13 protein-coding genes are annotated in these 16,376 nt (G+C 42.0%); 6 read left to right on the forward strand and 7 right to left on the reverse strand.

Annotated features, from left to right (window positions below; all coding sequences use genetic code 11):
* Positions 1-6: 6 nt before the first annotated feature.
* Positions 7-291 carry a GNAT family N-acetyltransferase gene (locus tag A136_RS06975; protein ID WP_017065024.1) on the reverse strand — a complete coding sequence of 95 codons (285 nt, stop codon included), beginning with the start codon at positions 289-291 and terminating at the stop codon, positions 7-9.
* 272 nt (positions 292-563) lie between these two features.
* Between A136_RS06975 and A136_RS06980 the strand changes: the two genes are divergently transcribed.
* Complete coding sequence (locus A136_RS06980) at positions 564-1,310, forward strand: flagellar brake protein (protein ID WP_017065025.1); 747 nt, start codon at positions 564-566, stop codon at positions 1,308-1,310.
* A gap of 200 nt (positions 1,311-1,510) precedes the next feature.
* On the opposite strand, the gene A136_RS06985 is transcribed toward A136_RS06980, so the two are convergent.
* Positions 1,511-3,871, reverse strand: coding sequence for a Lon protease family protein (locus A136_RS06985; RefSeq protein ID WP_017061577.1), 2,361 nt, complete (start codon positions 3,869-3,871; stop codon positions 1,511-1,513).
* Positions 3,872-4,111: 240 nt separating this feature from the next.
* On the opposite strand from A136_RS06985, the gene A136_RS06990 reads away from it, so the two are divergent.
* The 3 genes from A136_RS06990 to A136_RS07000 all read left to right on the forward strand — a co-directional run bounded on the left by A136_RS06990 (position 4,112) and on the right by A136_RS07000 (position 7,773).
* Positions 4,112-4,606: a hypothetical protein gene (locus A136_RS06990; RefSeq protein ID WP_029235272.1), complete on the forward strand. Its 495-nt coding sequence runs from the start codon at positions 4,112-4,114 to the stop codon at positions 4,604-4,606.
* 12 nt (positions 4,607-4,618) lie between these two features.
* On the forward strand, positions 4,619-6,247 hold the full coding sequence (locus A136_RS06995) for an ABC transporter ATP-binding protein (RefSeq protein ID WP_017065027.1): 1,629 nt from the start codon (positions 4,619-4,621) through the stop codon (positions 6,245-6,247).
* Positions 6,248-6,642: 395 nt separating this feature from the next.
* Positions 6,643-7,773, forward strand: a complete 1,131-nt coding sequence (locus A136_RS07000) for an ISAs1 family transposase (protein ID WP_029235273.1) — start codon at positions 6,643-6,645, stop codon at positions 7,771-7,773.
* Positions 7,774-7,898: 125 nt separating this feature from the next.
* Here the strand turns inward: A136_RS07000 and A136_RS07005 are convergent, their stop codons facing one another.
* The 4 genes from A136_RS07005 to A136_RS07020 all read right to left on the reverse strand — a co-directional run bounded on the left by A136_RS07005 (position 7,899) and on the right by A136_RS07020 (position 12,718).
* Positions 7,899-8,867 (reverse strand): glycosyltransferase, encoded by a 969-nt coding sequence (locus tag A136_RS07005; RefSeq protein WP_017065029.1) that lies wholly within the window; start codon positions 8,865-8,867, stop codon positions 7,899-7,901.
* Complete coding sequence (locus A136_RS07010; RefSeq protein ID WP_017065030.1) at positions 8,860-9,114, reverse strand: hypothetical protein; 255 nt, start codon at positions 9,112-9,114, stop codon at positions 8,860-8,862. The genes A136_RS07005 and A136_RS07010 overlap by 8 nt, the downstream gene beginning before the upstream one ends.
* 759 nt (positions 9,115-9,873) lie before the next feature.
* A complete protein-coding gene (locus tag A136_RS22180; RefSeq protein WP_017065031.1) occupies positions 9,874-11,838 on the reverse strand; it encodes an ATP-dependent nuclease in 1,965 nt (654 codons plus the stop codon).
* A 283-nt stretch (positions 11,839-12,121) separates the two neighbouring features.
* Positions 12,122-12,718, reverse strand: coding sequence for a tyrosine-type recombinase/integrase (locus A136_RS07020; RefSeq protein WP_029235274.1), 597 nt, complete (start codon positions 12,716-12,718; stop codon positions 12,122-12,124).
* 312 nt (positions 12,719-13,030) lie between these two features.
* Here A136_RS07020 and A136_RS07025 point away from each other — a divergent pair, with 312 nt between their 5' ends.
* Together A136_RS07025 and A136_RS07030 are read left to right on the forward strand one after the other, a co-directional pair.
* Positions 13,031-14,704: an amidohydrolase gene (locus tag A136_RS07025; RefSeq protein ID WP_017065033.1), complete on the forward strand. Its 1,674-nt coding sequence runs from the start codon at positions 13,031-13,033 to the stop codon at positions 14,702-14,704.
* Positions 14,705-14,756: 52 nt separating this feature from the next.
* On the forward strand, positions 14,757-15,167 hold the full coding sequence (locus tag A136_RS07030; RefSeq protein WP_017065034.1) for a hypothetical protein: 411 nt from the start codon (positions 14,757-14,759) through the stop codon (positions 15,165-15,167).
* Positions 15,168-15,171: 4 nt separating this feature from the next.
* On the opposite strand, the gene A136_RS07035 is transcribed toward A136_RS07030, so the two are convergent.
* Complete coding sequence (locus tag A136_RS07035) at positions 15,172-16,062, reverse strand: LysR family transcriptional regulator (RefSeq protein WP_017065035.1); 891 nt, start codon at positions 16,060-16,062, stop codon at positions 15,172-15,174.
* Between the last annotated feature and the right edge of the window lie 314 nt (positions 16,063-16,376).

Raw genomic sequence — 16,376 nt, forward strand, 5'->3', positions numbered from 1 at the left:
TCGTTGTTATGCTTTATCGGATAGAAGGTGTGACCACTGTGGCTGCCTATTCATGTAGTGAACCACATAGCTACAAACCGGCACAATTTTGAAGCCCGCTTGTTCAATTTCAGGCAATACCGACTCCATCATCGCCTTACCAAAGCCCTTGCCTTGCAGTTCATCAGGGATTCGAGTTGAGGTGATATGCAGTACATCGCCATCCTTTTTATACTTAACTACCGCAAACTGATCTGGTTCTAACTCAACCGTGATCTGGTTCACATCTTGATCCCATTTAACTGCCTGCATTCTCAACTCCTGCAAATAATGGATACGACAAACAATTAAAGTTTGAAGTATGAATTCCTTGTAATAGACTAACGCAAGTGCATATAAATAAAACTAAGTACTTACAATCAAAGAAAATATTATTATAGCGTGTGGTTATAAATAAAATTCAAACCAATTAAAAGCACTCTATAAATTGCGTTAGTACACCTACTAAATCTAGCACGTAACAACCCCTTGTTAGCAAGTTATCAATATCTAACAGACGCATGTTGGCGCATGGAGAACATATAATGAACGCACCCCTGAAGAAGCCTTTGGAGCATAATCAGGCACTTCAAGACCCTCGTAATCGCACCGTTTCCACTATCAATAGCACTGATGCACTGGCCATGATTGAGCACGGCAGTGAGCTGACATTAAATGTCTCGACTCCCGTTGGCACGAAGTTTCTCGCCACCACCAAGTTTATCGGAACGCACAGTGATAACTGTATTGTGGTTGAGGTTCCCGAGGTATCCAATGAAGATCTGAACTTTTTCTTTCAAGAAGGTTTTTGGATGACCGCTCGTGCGTATTCTCTACGAGGTGAAGGCGCGCTTATCCACTTTAGAAGCCAAATTCACCATAAGATTGGTGAACCCTTCCCTATTCTTGTACTTTCAACACCAAGCACAATGCAAGTGACTCAGCTGCGTAAAGAAACACGCTATGAAGTGAATCTGGCTTCAAGAATCATCTTCAACGACCAGCGAGCAAACTGTGAGATAAGAGACTTATCGAAAAGTGGTTGTCGTTTCGTTACCTCACCAACCTCTCGTGCGATTCAGATTGCCGATCGCGTGTCTATTGAGATAACCCCTGAGAACTACAACGGACCACTGATTCCGCCATTGCGAGGCATCGTCTGCAATCTACAGAAATCGACACACTACGCTCGATACGGTGTCGAATTTGATGATATTGGCCGAGCTAACGCCAAACACTTGTTGGCAAAACTGAAGTTCGATGGCACCAAGCTTTGCTTACGAAATGGGTAACGCCTTTTAACACGCGACTTTCACCGAATACAGCAAGCTGACCAACTACAATTAGTTCACTGGCAAACTAAACCTCAACCAACAAAAAAGCCATCGACTCTAGAATCGATGGCTTTTGCGTTTTGGCTGTTTATCTGTTTATCTGTTTGTTTATCTATCTATTTAGCTTAGCTATTAAACTGTGTATCTAGATATTCAAACTATTTGCGCAGTGCGTTCAGTTTAGCTTGGGCGATACCAAATATAGTATCAATTGGATAACTACCCTCATCACTCGCCTCTCCTGCGGCTTTGCCTGTGAACAGTTCAATCGCTTCTGTTACATGGTCAATCGCCCAGATATTAAACTCGCCCTTTTCAACCGCTTTCACAATATCGCTACGCAGCATCAGGTTGTGAACATTTGAACGCGGGATGATCACCCCTTGTTCGTTTGAACGCCCTTTGATTTCACACACATCAAAGAAACCTTCAATTTTCTCGTTCACACCACCAATTGGCTGAGACTCACCAAACTGGTTCATCGAGCCTGTAATCGCGATGTCTTGACGGTTTGGCTGCTTAGAAAACGCTGACACCACCGCACAGAACTCAGCCATACTCGCACTGTCACCATCGACGCCACCATACGATTGTTCGAAGGTGATGTTAGTGGTGAGCGGGACTTTGGCTGTCTTGCCAAATACGGAAGAAAGGTAAGCCGACAAGATCATCACGCCTTTTGAGTGAATGCTGCCACCTAAGTCTACGTTTCTTTCAATATCAATCACTTCACCATCACCGTAAGCGGTGGTTGCCGTGATTCGGTTCGGCGCACCAAACATATGATCCGTCGTGCTGAGTACAGACAGCGCATTCACTTGCCCAACCGCTTGACCATCAACATGGATTAGCGTTGTGCCGTTAGTGAAGGTTTCCATCACACTGTCTTGCAGTCGTCCGACACGCATCTGTTGGTTAGATAACGCTTGGTCGACGTGTGTTGCTCGAATCAGGTTCGACTTTGAACCTCTCGCCACGTAGTTTGACTCACGAAGCAGATTAGCAATGTGTGCCGAGTGCAGCGACAACTTACCTTGGTCACCCGCCTGACGAGAGCTGTGCTCAATGATGCGAGCGATCGCTTTACGGTCACAATGCAGCATGTTGTTGTCGTGCACGATACTCGAAATAAAGCGCGCGTAGTGCATTTCAGAATCGGGAGTACGCTTCATCTCATCTTCAAAATCGGCCGTCACACGGAACAATTCACCAAACTCTGCATCGTAGTGTTGCAGCAGTTGGTAAGTTCGGTAGTCGCCAAACAGGATGATCTTGACGTCCAATGGAATCGGCTCTGGATCAAGCGATACCGCGCCCGTTAAGGTCACCTCTTTCTCTAATGAAGTGAAGCTCAATTGACGTGAACGCAGCGCTCGTTTCAAGCCTTCCCAAACGTACGGCTGCTCAAGTACCTTCACCGCATCCATCAGCAATACGCCACCGTTAGCTCTGTGTAAGCTACCTGCACGAATCAATGAGAAGTCTGTAAAGACAGTGCCCTTGAACGTTGCCGTTTCTACATAGCCAAACAGAGAGTGATAATTTGGATTCTCTTCCACCACGATCGGCAGAGTCTCCTCCTTTTGGCTCACAATCACGTTAACCTTGTAGCGACGCGGCATTTTCTTATCCAAAGAAGCGGTTGCAACTTCGGCTTGCTCAGTGCTCTCTTCTAAGAAGATGTCAGCGTTGTCGACAATGTCTTTACGCAGTGCCGTTAGGTACTTTTTAATGTCTGGATATTGGCTGTAATCCTTCTTCAATTGCTTGATGAAGTGCGTGATCACGTCTCGCGCCGTATCATCATTCAGTTTTTGAATTTTCTCAGTGTACGTTTCTTCAAGTTCCGTCAACTCACGAGAAATGGTTCGCAGACCGACTTCCAATCCATCAATGGTTTTATCAAATTGATCTTGTTCTTCCGGCGAAAGCAGATCAAAGCTCTCTTCGGTATGAAGATCATCGCCATTCATGGCCACAAACTGGTAATCACCCTGAGTGGTGATCGTCAGGTTAATGCCCTTGTCTTTCGCTTCTTGGCTAATGCTTTCTAACGCGGCTTGTTGCTTAGCTGCTAATTGGTTTTTAAGCCTATCAGCACGGCTAAAGTACATCTCGTTATCAAACGCTAGAGGCATACCTTTCAGCAATTTACGCATTAGCTTTTCAATATCTTGCTTTAAGCTGCTGCCAACGCCACGAGGTAATTTCAGTACCTTAGGTGTACGAATATCTTCAAAGTTCGCGATATAACACCAATCAAAAAGCTCCTGCACTTCTTGAGGGTGACGGTTCAGATAGCGCAAGATCATGGTGCGTTTACCCAGACCATTTCGCCCTATCGCATAAATGTTGTAACCCTTTTCCTTGATTGACATCGCGAACTCAACGGCTTTTTGTGCCCGTTCCTGCCCGACGATTTCGTCAATTGGAGCCAGTTCTTTGGTCGACTTACATGGTAGCTTATCTAAATCCGCTACCTGATACAGCTGTTCTGTATTGAGTCTTTGCATCGCCATCGCCGCCTCCTTAGTCCTTCATTACTTGGGTGTAGATAAAATCAGTGTAGATGTAATTTCCTACAAATTTAGTGACTTACGCTACACAGCTGTTCAACTGAACAAATAACACACAATTTAAGCCATTTTTAGGAATAGCTCGTCATTTAATTCACCAACTTAACATGTGAATGATTTTAATTTGCAATTGATAATAAATATCATTAACATTTTCTGATATTATAAATTGAGGATGTGGATATGGAAATTGAACGATGCTGGATGCACTACCTAAAAGCTGAACAGTTAATGGAACAAGGTCACTGGCCTGAAGCACAGCGCCTGTATGGTGATGTTCTAACCTCACTTCCTCATCACATCCAAGATGCAGCATACCAAAGCGATATTAAGCCTTGCCAATTTGCCTGCCTGCTTGCCGGGTTGAGAGACGCAAGTGTCGCTCAATCAGAGATACTCAACCGATTAGGTCAGCATCAACAAGCCTTCGATACCTTGAATCAATCTTACGCTCTGATGCAATTTATCTCTCTGGAGAACACTGAGCTGATTCAACGTACCTTTGGGTTATTAGAAAAGCAGAGCGAAGATTTGCTCAATCACCTGATCGCTTTTTGCAGCGCTCAGCGCAGTTCACATTGGATGCTCGAACTAGAACAAATTCAACGTGCTCATCACCATTTTGGGCAACTTAAAACAACGTCAGAAGTTCAATCTTCACCTAATGTCTTAAATTGATAAGGATATATCATGTCGGACCGGGCCATACTTAAAGTCAATAACCTCTCCGTTAGCTTCACAACCAATGATGGAATCATTGATGCGGTCAAAAAGGTTAACTTTACCCTTAACTCAAGCGAAACCTTGGCCATTGTTGGTGAATCAGGTTCAGGTAAATCCGTCTCTTCCAACGCTCTTATGCGTTTGCTTCCTGATAACGCGATTATTGATAAACAATCAGACATCGAGTTTGAGGGACAATCGATTCTTGGGAAAACTGAGCGAGAAATGCAGTCGATTCGTGGCGATAGAATCGGCATGATCTTTCAGGAGCCGATGACCTCTCTCAATCCTTACCTTCGTGTTGGCATTCAAGTGGCAGAAGCCATTATGTGTCATCGCAAAGTATCGAAATCAAAAGCAAAACAGCGCGTACTAGAGCTCTTCAATCTGGTTCATTTACCAATGCCAGAGCAGGCTTACACCAAGTACCCTCACGAATTTTCGGGTGGTCAGCTGCAACGCATCATGATCGCAATGGCGCTGATTAATGAACCGGATATCCTGATTGCTGACGAGCCTACAACTGCATTAGATGTAACGGTTCAAGCTGAAGTGCTTGCTCTTATCAAAGAGATCCAAGGCAAGATGGGAATGGCAATTTTGTTCATCACCCATGACTTAGGTGTGGTGAAACACTTTGCAGACCGCGTGCTAGTGATGTGTAAAGGTGAGCTCGTAGAAGAAGGGATGACTCAATCTTTGTTCGATAGTCCTAAACATGATTACACAAGAATGCTCATTAACTCGATTCCGAAAGGCGCTAAGGTTCCTGTTGAGGCGACAGCCCCAGAACTATTGTGTGCTGACGACATCCGAGTTCAATTCTTGGTGAAATCACACTTTATCAAGAGTAAAAGCCAGTACTTCGAAGCCGTAAAAGGCATTTCGTTGAATCTTAAGCAAGGCGAAACGCTAGGCATTGTTGGTGAATCTGGTTCAGGTAAATCAACCCTTGGACGTGCATTAATCGGCTTGCTGCCGAGTACCGGACGTATTGTTTACAAAGGCCAAGACGTTAGCTTATTAAATGATAAAGAGCGTCACAAGCTTAAGAAAGATGTCCAAATGGTGTTCCAAGATCCTTATGGTTCTTTATCACCACGCATGACAGTTGGGGAAATCATCACCGAAGGCTTAACGGTGCATCAACCTCATCTATCCAAGCAAGAACGTTTAGAAAGAGCGCGCAAAGCATTGATTGAAGTTCGCTTAGAGCCGAATTCAATAAACCGTTATCCACATGAGTTCTCTGGCGGGCAAAGACAACGTATCGCGATTGCTCGCGCACTGATTCTAGAGCCCTCTTTCATTTTGCTGGATGAACCGACTTCAGCACTCGATCGCTCAGTACAACTGACCGTGATTGACCTGCTGAAAGACATTCAAGCCAAGCACAATATCGGCTTCCTGTTCATCAGCCACGATCTCTCGGTAGTGAAAGCACTGTCGGATCGTGTACTGGTGATGCAGAAGGGTGAAGTGATGGAAGAAGGGTCTGCAGAAGAGATTTTCAATGCGCCGAAAAACAACTACACCAAGAAATTAATCGCTGCGTCATTCGACTTAGAAGATAAATCGAAAAAAAATGCCGCATAAAGGGAACTAATCAACATTAACAGCGTCTTATAATTACATTCTGAATAATCTCCTAATGGATTGAAATCTAGAATGGATATAGCAAAACTGGTTTGGCCGCCAAAAGAGAAATGTCGCATGGATGCGACATTTTTCGTTTCTGGCGTATATGAAAAATCAACTCAGTGATTCGAACCAGTGATTATGAAGGTTTGCTAAAATTAACGGACTTTGAACAGAGTTCGCTGCAGGGCAAGATCATGAAAAACCCATATGGAATAAGGGGTAGCGTGAAGTGATGTTTCCACTAATTTGTACACTGAAGTCACAACAAATTCAATACATTCAAGATCGATTTGATGATCAGATTTAGGTGTGATCATATACTGTTTTTTAACAGCAGATATTTAGCCATAATGAATGGATTAAGCCTTTTGGACCATATTTCAGTTATTCGAGACCCTCGCCAAGCTTGGAAAATAGAGCACACGCTAACCGACATTATCTTCTTAACAATTGCAGCAGTGATTGCTGGTGCTGAAGGTTGGGAGGATATTGAAGATTTTGGTGAAGATAACTTGGAATGGCTTAGGCAGTATGGTGATTTCAAACAAGGCATACCAGTACACGATACCATTGCCCGAGTTATCAATCTTATTTCCGCCAAGCAACTGCAACGATGCTTTACTGCGTGGATGAAAGACTGTCATGAGACGACAGAGGGTGAAGTGATTGCTATCGACGGCAAAACTCTCAGAGGCACATACAACAAAGACAAGCGTTGTGGTGCAATCCATATGGTTAGTGCCTTTAGTGCAGCAAACCAAGTTGTACTAGGACAAGTGAAGACTGCGGATAAAAGCAATGAAATAAAAGCGATCCCTGAACTGCTTGAAATGCTTTCCTTGCGAGGTTGTTTAGTGACTATTGATGCTATGGGATGCCAGAAGGATATAGCTGAAAAGATAGTCGCTCAAGATGCAGATTATCTCTTAGCGGTAAAAGGTAATCAAAAACGATTGGAGCAAGCGATTAGCCAAGTGTTTAATTCTAGTATGATTAATAGTTTTGAAGGTGATAAATACGTCACTCAAGAGAAAGGGCATGGTCGTACAGAAACGCGTTTGAGTATGGTTGTTCACAATACAGATTTCTTAGGCTATATAGCGTTTGATTGGGCTGAACTCTCCACAATTGGTATGGTCGTTTCAATTCGTCAAAAAGGTGATAAGCCAGCAGAAACAATGCAAATCAAGCACTACATAAGCTCAGCAAAACTAACGGCTAAAGCTTTACTAGAGAGCACGCGAGCACATTGGAGCATTGAAAATCAGATGCACTGGCGATTAGACGTTGGTTTTAAAGAAGATGAATGTCGGATACGTCGAGAGCAAGCCGGTGAGAATTTAGCAGTTATAAGACATATAGCTTTAAATCTGCTGACGGAAGAAATCAGCTTCAAAGCAGGGATCAAAAGAAAGCAGAAAAAAGCGAACCGCAATAACGCTTACCTTTCGCAAGTCCTTGCAGGGCAAGGGGCTTCGTAATCTTGCCCTGCAGCTATCTGGGTGTGGTTTGTGTGGTGTAATGCGCTCTACGTCGATTTTAGAGCCTCTAGCATTGATTTTTAATAGCTAAGTAGCGCATTTAACATAAGGGGCATTTCACGCACTTATTCCCACTGCTTTGTTGATGCCTGATCGAGCATTTTGAGATGACCTATTGCCATTGCTGAGGATGAGAAATATTTTATCGCTCTTTCTCTCATTTTTTTCTTATTTAGCTGATGGGTAAGTGACATCGCTTTGATAAATTCGTCTTCATTCTCACACAGAAACCCTGTTTCACCATGTACTATCAATTCACTCATTGCCCCCCTGTTGTATGCTATTACAGGTGTTCCTGATAGCATTGCTTCAATAATTGTTAGCCCAAAAGGTTCTTCCCAAGATATTGGAACAAGTAATGCTTTTGCGTTTCTTAACAAGTCTTTTTTAAAATCACCATTCACAAATCCAACTGGTGTAATTAATGGATGCCATTTAAACCATGTTTCTGGTGAGCCTAGTCGGTGTCCGCCAGCCACAATCAAATTTGATTTTGTTTTCTTTGCTACTTTTATTGCTGTCTGTATTCCTTTTTTACTTCTTTTTACTTTGGCTAAAAAAAGAAAATATCCTTTTTTTTGTTCGTTATATTCAAATTCTGATTCTGGGATTCCATTATAGATGTAATTAAAATTAATTTTATTTTTATTATATTTAGACTGAGATGCGTGGCTTTTTGATACAAACACAGTATTACACTGAATTCCATCTCCTGCGTGGCAGATAGATATAAAGTTTTTATATCTATCTCGTAACTTAAATATTATTTCCGTGGATAATCCTCCATGATATTCTATGTCTGTAATATCTTTTGGGATTAATGTTGAAAGTTTTTGTAAATTACATTTCGCTTCATCTGTCAATGTAATGTGAGTATATTGTTTTGTTGAGTAACCTTCTGGAGACAATACATATATTTTAAATCCCATATTGGATTGTTCTTTTGCTAACCAATCAACCAATCGGTTTGCACCACCACTATTTTTATTTGGTGGTAATGGCTGGGAGTGTATGTGAAGAATACATCTAGTCATGCTTTTTATCCTCTAACGAAAATAGAAGTCTATCACGTTCATTTTTTAAATAAGAATCCAACATTAATAGGATCTTTTGTTTGTACTCGTCATTTTTTGACATCCTATCTAATACCATCGTCCCTAAAAGAATCTTTCGTCTTGTGTCATTCTTTCTGTTTTGAGCTTTAACTCGTTGTGCCTCTTTTTGTATCTGCTCTTTCAGTTGCTCTTGTTTTCGCTTTAGCTTTTCTAGTTTTGTTGTCATGGTCAAATCCTGTTGTTGATACTTGGGTATTTTACCATCACAATGCTGTGAAAACACATTTCTGATTATGAGGAAATGCGCACTTATACATCGTACCGATGTGTGCGAAATCACTTCGTGATTATCCGATCACCCATTTCGGTTTAAACCGATCACTGATTCCGCGATTATCCGATCACTTAGAGTAAAAATAAGAAGAGAGAAAAAAGGTAGGATCTGGTGATCGGAATAAACCGAAACAGGCGATCGCAATCACCGAAATACGCACATAATCAACATTGGATGTATACACACAAGCTGACAACATCGAGGTTGCTAAGAGTAAAAATATCACTCTGAATTTTGCCATTTTTTCATATCAGACCTAAAAACGCTAAAAAATTAAGGCATAGATAATAACAAAGTTAGTGCATAAACTAGGTGTTCATTATTCCTATTATGGTAAATGTGCGCGTTTGCTATCAGAAACAGCCCTCAGACCACCTCAAACGCTCTTAGCGAAGATTTTAGACACTTGATCAAGGCGGTATGCTTCCATAACGCCTTGTAGGTTTGTGACGCTTTAAGATCGGTTTGTAGAGCAAAAGTCATCGAGTTGCTTTGAACTAAGAACTGCACTCTGATACCCAGTTTACGTTCTTTTTGAGTTTGGGTGTCAGATTAGTTCTATTAGGCCAAAAACCACTCGACTGTGAATGCAGACTTTTTGGCTAAACCAATTTAGGGGCACAAACGCGCTAGAAACGTGAGATTAACACCTCAAATAGCGGCAGCACTTGCGCTGTCCGCCTGCTTTGGCTTGTTAGCTTCTGTTGTACTTGAGCCCAGAATACTATTAACTAACTCCTGTAAAGTATCTGACTTTAAGCCTGCTTTCCAAGCGCTTTCTAGCGCCCTTGAGACAGCTAAGGGGTTTTTCTTTAATCCACCTGCATTCCCGTAATAGGCAGCTGCTTGATCTTCATGTTGCTTCCAATCTTCACCAAACTCAGGCCCTATTGTGTTTGTTATATTTGTTTTCCACATTCTAAGGTTAGATTTTTTCACATCGTTACTTGGCCAATGTTCATTTTTGTCATGACCTAATAGATGCAAAATAGCAGCATTATCGTTTTTGTGTTTGTTGATTTCAGATTCTCTTGTTTTGTCGGTGTCAGCATCACAAACTACAAACACTTCGATATTAAGTAATTTTGCTATTGCTAACGGTTTTATTAATTCATTTTTTCCACCAACTGGAATTATATGGTAACCAGAACGCCTAAATTCTGACAATTTACCCATCAATTGAACATAAGAGGTTAAATAAGCCACATCCTCAATTCCTTCGACTAATATCAGTTTCTTGCTAAAAAACATCTCACTAATTTCAGGACGTAGTGTTGGGTAAAGCTTAGCGATCATACCGCTTTCTTTAACGGCTTTCTCCCCAGCATCCTTTAACTCTTTTACTAAATCGTCATACTTTAATGAGGTTACTGATGAAGAAACCGGAGAACCAACCTCTCTTACCATTCTCACCGTATGGAAATCATCACTTGGTATAAAATATGGACTATGCGAGCATACAACGATTTGAGAATTATCATTAGCTAGGTCTTGTAAAACTTCTGATAAATACCTCGCTTGAGGTGGGTGTTGATATAACTCAGGTTCTTCAATCGCCATAACTAGCGTAGGGGCGTTTTCGTCATCAATGTCAGCTAGCTCTTGAAGTAGAGTTAATAGATATGATCTCTGCATTCCATGACCAAAGTGAGCTAATTCACTTTCAAAGCCTTTTTCCCCAATTTGTATATGAGCAAATGGCTCTTCGATTTTTATGGCTTTATCAGCATCACTTTTCCAAAGAACTTTTGCAGTTGCGCTTGGATTAGCCCAAAGCTTTAGCTTAGTTTCCAATGAATCAGATATGCTCGAAAGAACTCCTTGTTCTGCTTCAAGCATTGATTGATAGTTTTGTTTTAGGTCATTTCTTAAACTGGTAACTTTTTCTGTGAAATTGACCTTTGATCTTATGGCCCGCGATAATAGCTGTCCAAGAGCAGAATTTTTGTTTTCCTCTGCTTCTTCTGAAAAATCTTTTGACGCGGATACAAATACCCACTGTAAATGCGGGGCGAGTCTGTTTGCACCTTTTGAAACACCATAAAACTGATCCTCACTTGGGATAAGGCTACAATTTTCAGGATGATCGGCCTCAAATGAGTTGAGTGCGTCAGCCATGTCGGCTTTTGAACTTGCTGTTGATATATCAGGCCACTTGTCTCTCAAGTTAGCAAATATCTCTTTTAGTTCCTTTGCTGGTTTCTTAGCTTTTTCAGCCTCAAACCAAACTTTAAACTCGGTCATGCCGAGTCTATTACCAAATTGCTTTACTCCAGCCCTTTCTGTTCCCTCGTCATATTCAGCCTTAGCCATAACAACTAACTGGTCCTGTCTTACATAATCAGCTAGCCCTTTTTTAGCCTCTGTCGAAAGGTCTTTGAAAGTCACCGTAATTGAGATTGGTTCACTCGTATTTTTATGGTGAAAGTCATCAGCAGAAAGTTTGCTTAAGTCGGTTTTAGAGTCTTTATGCTGACGAAAGAAAACATTCAGTGCATTCATTACTGTTGATTTTCCGGCACCATTTGGACCAACCAAGCAGTTATAATCATCGAAGTTTACAGTTTCGTCTTTAAAAGACCGGAAGTTTTGAATTCTAACTGACTCTAATTTCATGTTCATCCTTGTTTAAGAAGCTAACATCTTATTCAATAGCGTTGTGCTCTGTTTAAACAGAGCATCGTCTGCCAATGTGAGTTTTTCACACACTACCAAAGCCCCATGCGTCTGATAGCACTATCACAACTGCACTCATAACTGTACACGCTGCATGGTCAATCAGGCGTGATGACATTAGCAAAAATAGGGGAAGAACCAACAGAACGCGCTATGCTGGACTGCTGGCCAAAATGACTTTGTGGCACAGGCTTTTCAGGAGAAAAGCCTGTATCAGCAAGCCTCAGCAGTCTGTTTGCTCTGAGAGCCTCAGAGCGTCTTCCAGTTCCACTCCAAGGTAACGAATAGTGTTATCTAGCTTCGAGTGCCCCAGTAAAATCTGTACCGCTCTGATGTTTTTTGTTTTGGCATAGATCAAGGTTGCTTTAGTACGGCGCATGGAATGAGTGCCATAGTAGTCCGCATTCAATCCAAGTTTTACTGCCCAGTTCCTGATAATCGATCGATAGAATGAGTAGCTGATAGGTTGTCCTTTTTGGCGACCACTTGGAAACAAAAAACTGCTTGCCTCTAAGGATGCCGAGTAGATCCATCGGCTAATACTTTGTTGCGTTCTCGGGGTAATCTCGTAGTGGACGTCGGTGCCAGTTTTTTTCTGGATGCATTGAACCCTTTCATAGATTACACCTTGCGAAGAAACATCATATACATGCAGCCTTAGTAAATCACTTGCCCTTAATTTGCTATCAATGGCTAAGTTCAATAGTGCAAGCTGCATTAGGTCGCTTTCAAGCTCTAGCCTAGTTCTAATTCGCCAAATTTCTTCCAACTTGAATGGTCGTTTAATGCCGCTGCATTTTCCCGAAGATAACTTTCTCATGTTGACCTCCTCTTCGATATTATTGGTCAACATAAAGTCTGGCTATAAACTGAAACTGTTCCAGCCTGATAGCCATCGATCACGCAGTCGTTCAGGGTGCTCAGAATCATCCGTGGACAATACTTTGTTAGATTAATTGCTTTAACAAGAGTGCAACATATAAGAATAAGTAACTTGAAATCTGATTTGTGCAGACTACCCCAAGATTCTAATACTCACTATTTTTCATTTATTTTTTGACTACTGTAGACTTTCTTCAAACCACCTACTTCCTATACTCACAGATATTGTGGGACATTAAAGGATCAATATATGAACCGAGTTTACTCACTTGCATTAATAGCGAGCTTAACCATGAGTCCAATTTCTCTTGCTGCTGAACAAGCGGATGTGATTATCACTAACGCCAAGATTTACGGTTACGACGATGCAGATGCTATCGCGATTTACGATGGTAATATTGTGTATGTTGGTAATACACCCGAAGTCAATGCCTATCGGACCTCGACAACTAACATTATCAATGTTGAACAAGCTTTTGTGATGCCGGGTTTTATCGATAACCACAACCATGTGTTTGAAGCGGCTTCGGAGGCAGGGGGCAATTGTGAGCTGAATATGGATACTTCACTGGAAGAGCAGATCCCCTATCTAAAAGCGTGTCGTAAGCAAGCTAAGTCGAACGAATGGCTAATGGGTTATGGCTTTTCTCTTGATGCAATCCTAAGTGAAGACAACCGTTATACACCTTTAGAAGTGATTGACCGTATTTTCCCGGATCAACCAGTGGTGATTATGGAGCAGACTTCCCACTCCATGTGGGTGAATTCAGCAGCCCTTAAGCAAGCAGGCATCTCCAAACACTCCCAAGAACCGCAAGGCGGCAAGATTCTTAAAGACGATGAAACTGGAGAACTCAATGGCATTTTGCTTGATAATGCGGGCGATATTGTTATGGAGATGGCATGGAACAGCTTAGAGAGCCAATTTGATCAAAGTTACGAAGGCTTAATGGCAGGCCTTGAAGAAGCGGCCGCTCATGGTATAACCACAATTGGTGACGGTCGATTATATTGGAAACGTGGCTGGTATGAAGTGTGGAAACAAGCTGAAGAAAAAGGAAACTTAACGGCTCGTGTATCGCTTCGCCCGTGGATTTACCCGGCCGACTCCATGGAACCCCAGCTTACATTTTTAAAGAAAATTCAATCCAGCGACAAATCTCGTTTGCTACTGGTGGATCAGGTGAAAATGTATAGCGATGGTATTTTCATTAACGGAACTGCAAAAACACTGGCTCCGTATCTAGACACCTATATTCCTGACGAGCCATACGGCATCAACTATATTCCACCGCAGCAAATGAAAATCTGGCTTGATGAGTTAAATCAAATTGGTTATAGCGCTCATATTCATGCTATAGGTGATGGAGGTATTCGTGAGTCACTGAATGCTATCGAATATGTTCGCAGTCAAGGCGCAGATAAACCTTATACACTAACTCATGTGGAGCTGGTGAACTCAAAAGATGTCCCGCGTTTTGCCAAGCTGAATGTAACGGCAGATTTTCAGGTTGGCTCTGATTATGTGGCTTACCATGATCACAAATGGGCAGAAGTTTTTCTTGGTGCTAAACGCACCAGAGCCATGATGAACCTGAAAGCCATCTTTGATACAGGGGCTAACGTCTCTTTGAGTAGTGACTGGAATGTGCATGATATCAATCCGTTAGTTGGTATCGCCAATAGCCTTAAAATGGGTAAAACGGGATTGCCGGATATTCATTCAGCGATTGATGCTTACACAACCAACGCCGCAGAAAGTTTGGGAATCAGTGATATTACAGGTTCGATAGAAGTCGGAAAATCAGCAGACTTTGCCATTTTGGAACATGATATTACCCGCTTGCGGGTAGGTGAGATTGCCGACACTAAGATCTTAATGACAATGTTACAGGGTGATATAGTTTTCGACTCAGAAGAGTAACTAAAAAGGTGCAGGATGTTTCCGGCACCTTATTTTTTCCACGGAGGTAAGAGTGCTACGTAAACGTTTCTATATTGAAGTGAGCCTGAAACAACTAATACTGCTGGTGATCCTTGTCCCGGTACTGTTTAGCTGCACCTTCGATAGCATGCGCGATATGGAACATGGTAATCAGTCGGCGATTTTAGCCGTTATTGGGCTCATGATGGCTGCTGGTATTATTGGCGTGTTTGAAGCGACATACCAGAAAACTCAGCTTGCTAATCAGATTCAGCGAATTCTGGTTCACTTCACTAAGCTACTTCTCTTTACTGGTATTTCTGAGCTTATGATCTTGGCGATAGCGGCTATTGGCACCACATCAACGGTATGGGACGATCCATTGCTATGGGCGCTATTACCTATTTACGCCTCCCTGTATATCTATGATTGGTGGGATGCGCTTATCGCAGCGTCTGACTAATTCGCTACTTGTATTGGTGTTTCTGGGGCAGAAGATGGTAGTGTTTAAAGGCTTTAATTACCATACTCCCACTTTCAGAAAGGGTTAGTCCGTTGCGCCAACACAGCTCAACTTTTCGGTCAATGCCAGAGAGTTCGAAGTCGCATTTGAGAGCAACCAGTAGGCCGTTTTCGATTTGCGTGCTAACACACTCCTCTGGTAAAAACGCAAATCCCTTATTGTGTTTGAGCATAGCTATGAGGGGATCGATATCTGAGAACACACAGTAACACGGGCTAAAACCATCGTTGTCTTCGCTACTTACTTCACCCCATACTAACTCGCGGTATTCACTCAAGTCCTTACTGGTAACGTGAGATAACTGAGCCAGTGGATGGTCAGGACTACAGACTAGAATTTCTCTATAGTACCCTAGACGGCAATAATCGAAATGTTTGTGATGAATAGTTTCCGACTCATGGGTAATTATGACATCTACATGACCATCGCCTAAGTCTTGCTCCAGTTGGGTTCTTTCATCGCGATAGACCTCAACACTCAAATGGGGTAAATCTAAAACAGAGGCTAGAGGTTGCGTAAACACAATGTCAGGGATGTAGTTTTCAATCCCTATGGTCAGTACAGTCGGCTCATTTTGCATAAGCATTTCAGCACCTTGGACAAACTTATCAAGGTGGCTCAGTGTATGAGTAAGATGGGGAAGTAAACGTTCCCCGTCTTTACTCAAAGTGGTTTTATTTCCTGTTCGGTCAAAGAAGTTAACCCCCAGATCGATTTCCAGATCAGAAATCCATTGACTAACCTGAGATTGCTTTTTACCCAGTTTACGTGCCGCGGCAGAAATCGATCCAGTTTCTACGGCTAATAACAGTGCTTTTAGATGAAGTGTGTTCATAGACCAATACTTAGAGTTGATGGTGCTTTGACTAATTCCAGTATGTATTAAATGCGTGACTCATTTCTTGAGATCTCAGCTCAGCCAAATTACACAATAAGTCCTTGTTCTTTATCAATTAAGACATATGTAGAATTAATAATTCTACTCGAAGATAAAAAAATATTAATAGAAAATTCTCCGCGCCCACCTATCTTGAATTACTATGCTCAGCGCGTAGCACCCGAAAAACAAGCCCTATTCGAAGAAAGCATACCGTTCTAACCCAAAAAAGAATGTATTAAAGACATATATGAAAAAAGATAAAGTAAATC

The organism is Vibrio crassostreae 9ZC13, from assembly GCF_000272045.2.
Classification (GTDB): domain Bacteria; phylum Pseudomonadota; class Gammaproteobacteria; order Enterobacterales; family Vibrionaceae; genus Vibrio; species Vibrio crassostreae_C.